This window comes from Streptomyces sp. (assembly GCF_031178505.1).
Lineage (GTDB): Bacteria > Actinomycetota > Actinomycetes > Streptomycetales > Streptomycetaceae > Streptomyces > Streptomyces gulbargensis.
Window position 1 is genome coordinate 1 of the sequence record NZ_JAPSIW010000141.1, and the last position, 11751, is coordinate 11751.

An 11751-nucleotide genomic window follows, 5' to 3' on the forward strand; every position below is an offset into this window, starting at 1 on the left:
GCTGGTGATTCCGGACAAGGAACTCCTCGCGCGGTACCGGGCCGGGGAGTCCGCGACGGCTCTCGCCCGTGAGGCCGGCGTCAGCTGCAACACGATCCTGCGCCGCATCCCTGAGGCCGAACACCGCGACCACCGCCAGGCGCAGGAGCTGAACCGCCCGGCTCCCGACGTCACCGCGGACACGATCCGTGCTCTGCGCTGGGTGCCGACGCCGCCGGCGCCCGGAGGCGAAGGGGCCTCCGCCTCCGGGCGGGGCCCCTTCGCGCACCCGGCGAGGACCGTCGCGGTGTCAGGCGTGGCAGGCCACCGGCACCCCGCCGTTCATCGCCGCCATGTCCCGGAAGATCACCGCCGGGTCGAGCGGCGAGCCCTCCGGCAGGCCCTCCAGCTCCGCGTACGCCCGGTGCAGGTTCGCCACCAGCCGCTCGCTCTCCCGCCAGGCGGCGAACTCGCCCGCGTCCGCCCGCCGCGCCGTCTCGAGCGGGGTGTCCCCCTTCGCGTACCCCTCGGCGGCCAGCTCCCGTACCCACAGCAGGTACCGTTCCGTCGCGTCGTACACCGAGGGGTCGGCCACCGGCCCGTGCCCGGGCACCACCGTCGGCGCGTCCAGGGAGCGCAGGCGCGCGAGCGCCCGCAGCGAACCGGCGAGCGAGCCCTGGGGCAGGAACGGCGTCCCCCCGTGGAAGACCAGGTCCCCGGTGAACACCACGCCCTGCTCGGGGAGATGGACGATCGAGTCGCCCGTGGTGTGGGCGGGGCCCGGGTGGAGGACGCGGACCTCCACGTCCCCCACGTACAGGGTCAGCCGTTCCCGGTACGTGAGTGACGGCGGCAGGATGTCGACCCGGCCGAAGTCGGTCTGCGGCCACAGCAGGTGCAGCTGGTGGCCGGCCGCGAGCTGCTCGGCGCGGCAGTTCTCGTGGCCCACGACCCGGGCCTCCGGCTGGAACACCCCGTTGCCGTAGGTGTGGTCGCCGTGGTGGTGGGTGGTGACGATCGTGCGGGGCAGCGGCAGGCCCTCGGTGAGGACGGCCTCGCGCAGCAGCCGGGCGCGGCGCTCGGTCGCGGCCGTGTCGACGAGCAGCGACTCGCGGGCGTCCCCGACGAAGCCGGCGTTGTTCAGGCACCAGCCGCCGTCGGGCTGGACGAAGGCGTGGACGCGCGGCGCGAGAGCGACCACGTACGGATGGGTGACGGACAAGGGGTTCCCCCGGGGTCGGGACCGACCGGACGGGAGGAAGACTGCCAGCGGGAGCCGGTCCGGGGGAAGGAGGCCCGGCGGGGCAGGGCCGCGGGGAAGGCCCGGGAAGAGGGGCCCCGGGGAAGCAGGGCCGGGCGGGCGGCGGGGCCGCTGCCCGTCACCGCCGGGTCAGTGGTCGTCCCAGTGGTCCTCGTGGGCCGCGTGCCGGTGCCCGTCGTGCACGTAGTCGAGGTGGTCGCCGTGCGGCACCGCCGTATGACCGCACTCGGGGCCGTGCCAGTGCTCGTGACCCTGGTGCGACACGTGCCCGGACGGCTCGCACTCGTCCCAGTGGCCGGAGTGCTCCCGGTGGAGATGGCCGTCGTGCGCGTAGTCGACGTGATCCCCGTGGGAGACGGCGGAGTGGCCGCAGTCGGGGCCGTGGATGTGCTCGTGCGTGGGGTGTTCGTGGTGCAGGGCAGTCATGGGGGCCTCCCTGAGGGGTCGGCTGACGCTTCCAGGCTAGTCCGGTACGCCCGTGTCGTCCCGGTACGTCCGTGCGCCCGTCCCGGCTTGCGGCCCCTGGTCGGCCCCAGGAGGGTCGGGGTATGAAAGCGATCAGCTACAGCCGGTACGGCGGCCCCGAGGTCCTGGAGTACGGAGAGCTGCCCGACCCCAAGGTCGGCCCGGATTCCGTCCTGGTCAGGGTGCGGGCGGCCTCCGTCAACCCGGTCGACTGGAAGGCACAGGCCGGCTACCTCGACGGCATGATCCAGGCCGTCTTTCCCGTCGTCCCCGGCTGGGACGTCTCCGGTGTCGTCGTCCGGCCCGGCGTCTCCGTCGTGGAGTTCGCCGAGGGCGACGAGGTGATGGGGTACGTACGCGAGGACTTCCTCGCGCGCGGCACCTTCGCCGAGTACGTCGCCGCGCCCGTCCGGACCCTCGCCCGCAAGCCGCGCTCCCTCGGCTTCGAGGAGGCCGCCGCGCTTCCCCTGGTCGGCCTCACCGCCTACCAGGTGCTCCACCACGCCCTGGGCGTCCGTCCCGGCGAGACCGTCCTCGTCCTCGCGGCGGCCGGCGGCGTCGGTTCCATGGCCGTCCAGATCGCCCGGCACCTCGGCTGCCGGGTCCTCGGCGCGGCCCGGGAGACGGGCCTGGCGCGGGTGGCCGAGCTCGGCGCCGAACCGGTCCGCTTCGAGGAGCGCGGCTTCGCCGAGCAGGTCCGCGCCCTCGCCCCGCAGGGCGTGGACGCCGTCCTGGACACCATCGGCGGCCCGTACCTGAAGATCGCGGCCGGTCTGCGCGTCCCGGACGGGCGGATCGCCTCCGTCGCCGACGGCGAGGTCCTGGGTCTCGGCGGCCGCTACTTCTGGGTCCGCCCCGACCCGGCCGACCTGGCGGCCCTCGCGGACCTGGCCGACGAGGGCGTGCTGACCGTCCGCGTGGCCGAACGCTTCCCGCTGGAGCGGGCGGCCGACGCCCAGCGCGCCAACGCGGAGGGCGGGCTGAACGGCAAGGTCGTCGTCACCGTCCCCTGAGACCCCCGGGGCTCCTGAGGGCGGGCGAACACGGCCGGTCAGCCGATCAGGGCGGCCCCGAAGGCGGCGAGCGCGACCGTGCAGAGCGCGGCCAGCACGGCGCCCCGGTGGGAGAGGGGACGGGGCCGGGCGGTGTCGAGGGCGCGGATACGGCGGTGGGCGACCGCCAGGAACGCCACCCACACCAGTGCCGACAGCGCGAGCCCGGCCAGCCCCACCGCCGACGGCTCGTCCTGCGCGGCCAGCTTCACCGCGAGCACCGCCACCACGGTGCACGACAGGGTGGTACGCCGCCAGGCCAGCCGGGTCCGCTCCGGCTGAAGCCCGGGATCACGGGCCTCAGCCGCCTCCGCCGGGACATCGGGACTTCGGACCTCGCTCGCCTCCGGTGGAACCCCTGGACCTCGGGCCTCGTCCGCCCCCGCCGGGACGCCGTCATCGCCCGGATCGTTCACCGCCCGGCCCAGCCGAGGACGACCACCAGCACCATCGCGAGGGCCACCACGGCCACCACCAGGCTCAGCACCGCCGGGAAGCGCGACACCGGCAGGTCCTCACCGCGCCGCATCGCCCGTTCGCAGCGCACCCAGTGGTTCACGGCGCGCAGCGCGCACAGGGCGCCGGCCCCGAGCAGGGCGAGGGCCAGCCCGACCCGTACGCCCCAGCGCAGGTCCGGCAGGAACTGGTCGACGGCGAAGCCGCCGCCGACGAGGGCGAGCGCGGTGCGGAGCCAGGCGAGGAAGGTCCGCTCGTTGGCCAGCGAGAAGCGGTAGTCGGGGGTCTCGCCCTCGTCCCTGATCCGCCCCGGCGCGAACCAGAGCCGCAGACTCTGCACGAAATCGCTCACCCGGGCACCCTAACCGGCGGCGCGCCCGCCGCCCCGGCGTGCCCCTGCTGGGTGGTCGCCGTGCGCCCGCAGCCGTTCGTACGCGGCGAGGCCGTCCGGCACCCACTCCCACGGTTCCGCCGCTCCGGGCAGCCGCGCGGCCAGCTCCTCCTCCGTCAGGAAGGCGTGCCAGGCGACCTCCTCCGCCTGCGGCCGCACGGGCAGGGCGCAGCGCACCTCGTAGACGGCCGACCACCACTTGCCGGCGACGCCGCCGGAGTCGTACAGGAAGCGCAGCACCGGTTCGGGCCGCGGCAGGCCCTCGACCCCCAGCTCCTCCTCGGCCTCGCGCAGGGCGGCCGCGTCGTACGACTCGCCGGCGCCGACCACACCTCCGACGAACATGTCGTACAGCGACGGGTAGAGCAGCTTCGTCGCGGTCCTGCGGTGCACGAAGGTCCGGCCCCGGGCGTCACGCACCCGGACGAAGGCACAGCGGTGGATCAGACCGCGCGCGTACACCTCGGCGCGCGGGGCCTGCCCGATCACCCGGTCGTGCTCGTCGACGACGTCGAGGATCTCTTCAGCGGGATTCATGCCGCCATCCAAGCAGGCGGTCCGGCGCTCACCGGCCCGTCCCGTACGGTGGGGTCACCGGCCCGTCCCGTACGGCGGGGTCACCGGCCCGTCACGGAGGCGACGGTCGGTCCGGTGGTCCAGCCGCCGTCCACCGCCAGTTCCGCGCCCGTCACGTACGAGGCGGCGTCGGAGAGCAGGAAGACGACCGCGCCCGCGATCTCACCGGCCTCGCCGACCCTGCCCATGGGCGTGTTGGGGTACTTGCCCGCGCCGCGCTCGATGCCGATGGAGGCGGTCATCGGCGTGTACGTCATGCCGGGGTGGACGGAGTTGACCCGGATGCCGGCCGTGCCGAGCTCCACCGCGCCGATCTTCGTCAGACCGCGTACGCCCCACTTGGAGGCTCCATACCCGGCGGTGAGGGCGAGGCCCATCAGTCCGGCGGCGGAGGAGATGTTGACGATCGAACCGCCCCCGGCCTCCCGCATCGCGGGGATCACCGCCTTCATGCCGATGAAGACGCCGGTCAGGTTGATGTCGAGGACCTTGCGGAAGTGCTCGACGGACTCGCTCTCGAGGAAGGCGCCGGTGGCGATGCCGGCGTTGTTCACCAGGCCGTGCAGCCCGCCGAACTCGGCCACGGCGTACGCGACGGCCGCCGCCCACTCCTCCTCGGAGGTCACGTCGTGGTGGAGGAACCGGGCGCGCTCGCCGAGCGCGTCGGCGGTGGCCGCGCCCTCCTCGTCGAGCACGTCGGTGATCACCACGTGCGCGCCGGCGGCCACCGCCTGCCGGGCGGCCGCGGCGCCGAGGGCGCCGGCGCCGCCCGGGACGAGGGCCGGCCGGCCGGGGAGGTCGGTCATGGGGTTACATCACAGGGAAACGGGCGGTTCCGCCGGACCGGAGGGACCGGAGGTCGTGGGGAAGGGGGCGCCGGGGGCGGGGCGCCGAGCGGCGCGGTGGCCGTCCCGGCGAGGTCCGCGGGGAACAGGGCCTCGTCCGTGAGCGGCTCGGTGCCGTCGAGGTGCTGTCCCGCGAGCGCGACGATCTCGCGCGGCTGCGCTCCCTCCACGCCCCGGGCCGCGAACAGCTCCTCGGCCGCGCGGATCAGCTTCTCCCGGGTCCCGGGCCCGGAGCCTCCGGCCATGCGGTCACATTAATGCCCGCCATCAAAGAGCGGGAGTGAAGTGGCACGGTGAAACCGTTGACGCCGATACACGCGTGTATCGAAGATGCGGTCCATGTCCTACGACGCCGATGTGATCGTGGTCGGGGCCGGCCTCGCCGGACTCGTCGCCACCGCCGAGCTGGTCGACGCCGGCCGCTCCGTGATCCTCCTCGACCAGGAACCCGAGCAGTCCCTGGGAGGGCAGGCGCACTGGTCCTTCGGCGGCCTCTTCCTCGTGGACTCGCCCGAGCAGCGCAGGATGCGCGTCCGGGACAGCCACGCCCTCGCCCTCCAGGACTGGCTCGGCACCGCCGGCTTCGACCGGCCCGAGGACCACTGGCCGCGCCGGTGGGCGGAGGCGTACGTCGACTTCGCCGCCGGCGAGAAGCGTGCCTGGCTGCACGCGCGCGGGGTCCGCTTCTTCCCGGTCGTGGGATGGGCGGAGCGCGGCGGCTACGACGCGAACGGCCACGGCAACTCGGTGCCCCGCTTCCACATCACCTGGGGCACGGGCCCCGGCCTCGTCGCCCCCTTCGCCCGCCGGGTCCGCGAGGGCGCCGCCCGCGGCCTCGTCCGGCTCCGCTTCCGGCACCGCGTCACCGGCCTCGGCCGCACCGCCGGCGCCCTCGACACCGTCACCGGCGAGATCCTGGAACCGTCATCGGCCCCGCGCGGCACCGCCACCGGCCGTGCCGTGACCGGCTCCTTCGCGCTGCGGGCCCAGGCCGTGATCGTCACCACCGGCGGCATCGGCGGCAACCACGATCTGGTCCGCGCCCAGTGGCCCGCCCGGCTCGGCACCCCGCCGGCCCGGCTGCTCTCCGGCGTCCCCGCGCACGTCGACGGCCTCATGCTCGGCATAGCGGAGCAGGCCGGCGCCCGGCACATCAACCGCGACCGCATGTGGCACTACACCGAGGGCATCGAGAACTGGAACCCGATCTGGGCCCGGCACGGCATCCGCATCCTGCCCGGCCCCTCCTCGCTCTGGCTCGACGCCACCGGCAAGCGGCTGCCCGTCCCCCTCTTCCCCGGCTTCGACACGCTCGGCACCCTCGAACACATCCTGCGGACCGGGCACGACCACACCTGGTTCCTCCTGAACAAGCGGATCATCGGCAAGGAGTTCGCCCTTTCCGGCTCCGAGCAGAACCCCGATCTCACCGGGAAGTCCGTCCGCGACGTCCTGGTCCGCGCCCGCACCGACGTGCCGGGGCCGGTCCGGGCGTTCATGGACAAGGGGGCGGACTTCGTGGTCGAGGACGACCTGTCCGCCCTGGTGCGCGGCATGAACCGGATCACCGGCGAGGACCTCGTCGACGAGGCGTCCCTGCGCCGCGAGATCACCGCGCGGGACCGGGAGATCACCAACCCCTTCACCAAGGACCTCCAGGTCACGGCGATCCGGGGAGCCCGCCGGTACCTGGGCGACCGGCTGATCCGCACGGCCGCCCCGCACCGCGTCCTCGACCCGGCCGCCGGACCGCTGATCGCCGTCCGCCTCGGCATCCTCACCCGCAAGTCCCTCGGCGGCCTGGAGACGGACCTCTCCTCCCGTGTTCTGTCGGAGGGCGGCGAACCGCTGCCCGGTCTGTACGCGGCGGGCGAGGCGGCGGGCTTCGGCGGCGGCGGTGTGCACGGCTACCGCTCCCTGGAGGGCACCTTCCTCGGCGGCTGCCTCTTCTCGGGCCGCGCGGCCGGCCGCGCGGCGGCGAAGGCGGTCGGCTGAGGTACGGGGGAGGGGCCGGGAACGGGCGACCGGTGCGGCCGGGGGCCGTACCCGCACCCCGCCGCCCCCGCCTCAGCCCTCTGTCACCGGGAGCCGTTCCACCACCCGGAAACGCTCGGCCACGATCTTCGTGTCGTCGTCCACCGTGAAATCGGGGTCCCCCAGCGCCTCGCGCATCTCCGGCCCGTGCCAGAACTCCTCGTGCCCGGCCCGCCACTCGGCGACGGACGTGTACCCCTCGCCCTCGTCCAGCGCGTGCTGGAGGTCGACCTCGCCGAGCGGCAGGACCCGGACCTCCGTCAGTTCCAGGACCGCGACCTCGCGTCCCGCGGAGTCGATGAGCGCCGACCGCTCGCCCACCGGGGGCAGTTCCTCGCCCTCGATCTCGTACTCGACGAGCAGTCCCGTCGTGGAGACCTTCTCGCCGCGCAGCACGGCGGTGACGAGCCGGTCCCGCAGGGGACCGGGGAAAGCGAGCAGATACGGCGGGAGCGCGTGAGGGCCGGTCATGGCCGACAGTCTGTCAGCCACGACCGGCCCTCGCCGCCCGGTTTTCCCGCGCGCTACACCAGGAGGGACAGCAGCAGGACGAAGACGATGCCGACCACCGAGATGATCGTCTCCATCACCGACCAGGTCTTGATCGTCTGGCCGACGCTCATCCCGAAGTACTCCTTCACCAGCCAGAAACCGGCGTCGTTGACGTGGCTGAAGAAGAGGGAACCGGCACCGATGGCCAGCACGAGCAGGGCCGTCTCACCGGTGGACATCCCGGCCGCCAGCGGAGCCACCAGGCCCGCCGCCGAGATGGTCGCGACCGTCGCCGAACCCGTCGCGAGCCGGATCGCGACCGCGATCAGCCAGGCGAGGAGCAGGGCCGGGATCGACCAGTCCTCGGAGAGGTCGAGGATCATCCGGCCGACGCCGATGTCGATCAGGGTCTGCTTGAAGCCGCCGCCCGCGCCGACGATCATCAGCACGCCCGCGATCGGGGCGAGGGACTTCTCGACGGTCGAGGAGAGGCGCTCCTTGGTGAACCCGGCCGCCCGGCCCAGGGTGAACAGGCCCACGAGGACCGCGGCCAGCAGGGCGATCAGCGGGGAGCCGATGACGTCGGTGACCTTCTGCACCCCGTTCTCGGGGTCGTCCACCACGATGTCCACGAGCGCCTTGACCAGCATCAGGACGACGGGCAGCAGGACGGTCGCGACGGTGGCGCCGAAGCCCGGGCGCCGGTCGAGGTCCTCGGAGGGCCGCGCCGGAATCATGTTCTCGGGCGCGGGGACGTCCACCCAGCGGGCGGCGTACCGGGAGAAGAGGGGACCGGCGATGATCACGGTCGGGACGGCGACGACCAGGCCGAGGGCGAGGGTCACGCCCAGGTTGGCGCCGAGCGCGTCGATGGCGACGAGCGGTCCGGGGTGCGGAGGGATGAGCCCGTGCATCACCGACAGTCCGGCGAGGGCCGGGATCCCGATCCGCATCAGGGAGTAGTTGCCGCGCTTGGCGATCAGCAGGACCACCGGGATCAGCAGCACGATGCCGACCTCGAAGAACAGCGGCAGTCCGATGACCGAGGCGATGAGGACCATCGCCCAGGGCATGGCGCGGCCCTTGGCCTTCGCGAGGATGGTGTCGACGATCTGGTCGGCGCCGCCCGAGTCGGCGAGGAGCTTGCCGAGGATCGCGCCGAGGGCGATGAGGACGCCGACGCCGGCGACGGTGCTGCCGAGCCCGGTCGTGAACGACTTGATGGCGTCGGCGAGCGGTGCCCCGGCGAACGCGCCGAGCGCGAGCGACCCGATGGTCAGCGCGAGGAACGCGTGCAGCTTGAACTTGGTGATGAGCAGGACGATGACGGCGATGCCGGCGAGTACGGCGATGCCCAGCTGGGCGTTGCCGGCCGAGGTGATCGGTTCGACGGCGTCCGCTGCCAGGACCTCGACGCTGAGACTGGTCACGGTGGTGTCCTTCGTACGGGCAGGTGGGGGTGGGGACAGGGGGAGGGCGGAGGGGAAGGGGATCAGCGCGCGAGGCGGCGCAGGGCCTCGACGGCGCGGGCGGTGATCTCCTCGGGGGTGCCGGAGACGTCCACGGCCACGCCGGCCTCGTCGTCCTCCAGCGGCTGAAGAGTGGCGAACTGGGAGTCGAGCAGCGCGGTCGGCATGAAGTGGCCCCTGCGCCCGGCCATCCGCTCCTCGATCAGCGCGCGGTCCCCGGTGAGGTGGAGGAAGACGACACCGGGCGCGGCGGCCCGCAGCCGGTCCCGGTAGCTCCGCTTCAGCGCCGAGCTGCTGACGACGCCGCCGCGACCGGCCCGGCCGTGGGCCCACTCCCCGATGGCGTCGAGCCACGGCTCGCGGTCCGCGTCGTCCAGCGGGACACCGGCGGACATCTTGGCGACGTTGGCCGCCGGGTGGAAGTCGTCGCCCTCGGCGTAGGGCAGGCCCAGGGCTTCGGCGACCTTCGGACCGATGGTGGTCTTGCCGGTGCCCGCGACGCCCATGACGACGACGACCGGGGGAGCGGTGTGGGGGGTGGAGCTCATGGGGGGTGCCTCGCTGTCTTCTTCGACATCGGTCCGTCGCGCTCATGAAACCCATTGGGTACGACGTATTCAAGAGTCTGTGACATAAAAGTCGTACTTTTCATTCCTGGCTGTGATCGCCCCGCCCGAGCGACTTAGGCTGATCACCATGACGACACCGGCCCAGGGGCTCCACTCCCACGTCCTGGCCACCCTGGGCCTCGCGATCACGGCGGGGGAGTACCCCCCGGGCACCGTGCTGCGCACCGACGAGCTCGCCCGGCGCTTCGACGTCTCGCGCACGGTGATCCGCGAGGTCGTCCGGGTCCTGGAGTCCATGCACCTGGTCGAGTCCCGCCGCCGGGTCGGCGTCACCGTGCTCCCCACCGCCAGCTGGAACGTGTACGACCCCCAGGTCATCCGCTGGCGCCTGGCCGGCGCCGACCGCCCCCGCCAGCTCCGCTCGCTCACCGTGCTCCGCTCGGCCGTCGAGCCCGTGGCCGCGGGACTCGCCGCCCTGAACGCCACCCCCGAGCAGTGCCGCCGGCTCACCGAGGAGGCCCTCGGCATGGTCGCCACCTCGCGCGGCCGGCAGCTGGAGGCGTACCTCGTCCACGACATCGCCTTCCACCGGGTCGTCCTCGACGCCTCCGGCAACGAGATGTTCGCCCGCCTCGGCGACGTCGTCGCCGAGGTCCTCGCCGGCCGCACCCACCACCACGTGATGTTCGAGGACCCCGACCCGGCCGCCGTCACCCTCCACGTCCAGGTCGCCGAGGCCGTACGGGAACGGGACGCGGCCCGCGCCGAGGCGCTGACCCGCGAGATCGCCGTCGGCGCCCTCAAGGAGCTGGATGTCCTCGCGCCCTGACCGGCCGCCCGGAGTTCACCGCTCGGTAACCTCTGAACTAGCTCAAATCCGGGCGTTCAGTGAAATCGCTCACAGTCAGTAACCCCCTCCTGCCGTGAGGATGTCCGCTGGCCGTGCCGCACGCCCCACAAGGGCACGGCCGGGTCCGCACAGCCCACCCCCTCACGAAGGCGAACAACTCCATGAGTGACCGCGTCTCGACCGCGGCCGACCCGCTGTCCGCCACCCCGGCGGCCACCGGTGCGGCGTCCCCCCACATCGACGCCGGTGACGCCGGGTACCGCAAGGACCTCAAGTCCCGTCACATCAACATGATCGCCATCGGCGGCGCCATCGGCACCGGCCTCTTCCTGGGCGCCGGCGGCCGCATGGCCAACGCCGGGCCGTCCCTCTTCATCGCCTACGCGGTCTGCGGTGTCTTCGCCTTCTTCGTGGTGCGCGCCCTCGGCGAGCTGGTGCTCTACCGCCCCTCCTCCGGCGCCTTCGTCTCCTACGCCCGTGAGTTCATGGGCGAGAAGGGCGCCTACACGGCCGGCTGGCTCTACTTCCTCAACTGGTCGACCACCGCCGTCGCCGACATCACCGCGGCCGCCACGTACGCCCACTTCTGGGCCATGTTCAGCGACGTCCCGCAGTGGATCCTCGCGCTCATCGCCCTCGCGGTCGTCCTCGCCGCCAACCTCATCTCCGTGAAGTACTTCGGCGAGATGGAGTTCTGGTTCGCGATCATCAAGGTCGCCGCCCTGGTCGCCTTCATGCTCGTCGGCATCTTCCTCATCGTGACCTCCCACGACGTCGGCGGCCACACCCCCGGCCTCGCCAACATCACCGACAACGGCGGCATCTTCCCCAACGGCGTCATGCCGATGCTGCTGCTGATCCAGGGCGTCGTCTTCGCCTACGCCTCCGTCGAGCTGTGCGGCGTCGCCGCCGGCGAGACCGAGAACCCCGAGAAGATCATGCCCAAGGCGATCAACTCGATCATGTGGCGCGTCGGCCTCTTCTACGTCGGCTCCGTCGTCCTGCTCGCGCTGATCCTCCCGTACACCGCGTACTCCGGCGACCAGAGCCCCTTCGTCACCGTCTTCGACAAGCTGGGCGTCCCCGGCGCCGCCGGCGTGATGAACCTCGTCGTCCTCACCGCCGCCCTCTCCAGCCTCAACTCCGGCCTCTACTCCACCGGCCGCATCCTGCGCTCCATGTCGCTGGCCGGCTCCGCGCCCAAGTTCACCGGCGTCATGAACAAGGGCGGCGTCCCCTACGGCGGCATCCTGCTCACCGCCGCCTTCGGCGTCGCCGGCGTCTTCCTCAACTACGTCATGCCCGAGGACGC

13 protein-coding genes and 1 pseudogene are annotated in these 11751 nt (G+C 73.0%); 4 read left to right on the forward strand and 10 right to left on the reverse strand.

Going from position 1 to position 11751, the window contains the following annotated elements:
• Positions 1-289: 289 nt before the first annotated feature.
• A complete protein-coding gene (locus RIF68_RS12730) occupies positions 290-1201 on the reverse strand; it encodes an MBL fold metallo-hydrolase (protein WP_309051317.1) in 912 nt (303 codons plus the stop codon).
• A 168-nt stretch (positions 1202-1369) separates the two neighbouring features.
• Complete coding sequence (locus tag RIF68_RS12735) at positions 1370-1666, reverse strand: hypothetical protein (RefSeq protein WP_309051318.1); 297 nt, start codon at positions 1664-1666, stop codon at positions 1370-1372.
• A gap of 122 nt (positions 1667-1788) precedes the next feature.
• On the opposite strand from RIF68_RS12735, the gene RIF68_RS12740 reads away from it, so the two are divergent.
• Positions 1789-2718 carry an NADP-dependent oxidoreductase gene (locus RIF68_RS12740; protein WP_309051319.1) on the forward strand — a complete coding sequence of 310 codons (930 nt, stop codon included), beginning with the start codon at positions 1789-1791 and terminating at the stop codon, positions 2716-2718.
• A gap of 38 nt (positions 2719-2756) precedes the next feature.
• Here the strand turns inward: RIF68_RS12740 and RIF68_RS12745 are convergent, their stop codons facing one another.
• From RIF68_RS12745 to RIF68_RS12765, 5 genes and pseudogenes are all read right to left on the reverse strand, one after another.
• Entirely contained in the window at positions 2757-3173 is a 417-nt protein-coding gene (locus tag RIF68_RS12745) for a DUF202 domain-containing protein (protein ID WP_375165173.1), read from the reverse strand.
• Positions 3170-3565 (reverse strand): DUF202 domain-containing protein, encoded by a 396-nt coding sequence (locus RIF68_RS12750; protein ID WP_309051320.1) that lies wholly within the window; start codon positions 3563-3565, stop codon positions 3170-3172. The genes RIF68_RS12745 and RIF68_RS12750 overlap by 4 nt, the downstream gene beginning before the upstream one ends.
• Before the next feature lie 9 nt (positions 3566-3574).
• On the reverse strand, positions 3575-4141 hold the full coding sequence (locus RIF68_RS12755; RefSeq protein WP_309051321.1) for an NUDIX domain-containing protein: 567 nt from the start codon (positions 4139-4141) through the stop codon (positions 3575-3577).
• Between the two features lie 80 nt (positions 4142-4221).
• Positions 4222-4986, reverse strand: a complete 765-nt coding sequence (locus RIF68_RS12760; protein ID WP_309051322.1) for an SDR family oxidoreductase — start codon at positions 4984-4986, stop codon at positions 4222-4224.
• A gap of 164 nt (positions 4987-5150) precedes the next feature.
• A pseudogene (locus RIF68_RS12765) lies at positions 5151-5270 on the reverse strand (TetR/AcrR family transcriptional regulator); the annotation flags it as partial.
• 94 nt (positions 5271-5364) lie between these two features.
• On the opposite strand from RIF68_RS12765, the gene RIF68_RS12770 reads away from it, so the two are divergent.
• Positions 5365-7020, forward strand: a complete 1656-nt coding sequence (locus RIF68_RS12770; protein ID WP_309051323.1) for an FAD-binding dehydrogenase — start codon at positions 5365-5367, stop codon at positions 7018-7020.
• 72 nt (positions 7021-7092) lie between these two features.
• Here the strand turns inward: RIF68_RS12770 and RIF68_RS12775 are convergent, their stop codons facing one another.
• The 3 genes from RIF68_RS12775 to RIF68_RS12785 form a co-directional block, all read right to left on the reverse strand.
• Positions 7093-7530, reverse strand: a complete 438-nt coding sequence (locus RIF68_RS12775) for an ASCH domain-containing protein (RefSeq protein ID WP_309051324.1) — start codon at positions 7528-7530, stop codon at positions 7093-7095.
• Between the two features lie 53 nt (positions 7531-7583).
• Entirely contained in the window at positions 7584-8981 is a 1398-nt protein-coding gene (locus RIF68_RS12780; RefSeq protein ID WP_309051325.1) for a gluconate:H+ symporter, read from the reverse strand.
• A gap of 62 nt (positions 8982-9043) precedes the next feature.
• On the reverse strand, positions 9044-9568 hold the full coding sequence (locus tag RIF68_RS12785; RefSeq protein ID WP_309051326.1) for a gluconokinase: 525 nt from the start codon (positions 9566-9568) through the stop codon (positions 9044-9046).
• A gap of 148 nt (positions 9569-9716) precedes the next feature.
• On the opposite strand from RIF68_RS12785, the gene RIF68_RS12790 reads away from it, so the two are divergent.
• A complete protein-coding gene (locus RIF68_RS12790; RefSeq protein WP_309051327.1) occupies positions 9717-10418 on the forward strand; it encodes an FCD domain-containing protein in 702 nt (233 codons plus the stop codon).
• A 182-nt stretch (positions 10419-10600) separates the two neighbouring features.
• Positions 10601-11751, forward strand: a 1151-nt coding sequence (locus tag RIF68_RS12795; RefSeq protein ID WP_309051328.1) for an amino acid permease, incomplete at its 3' end; no start/stop codon positions are given.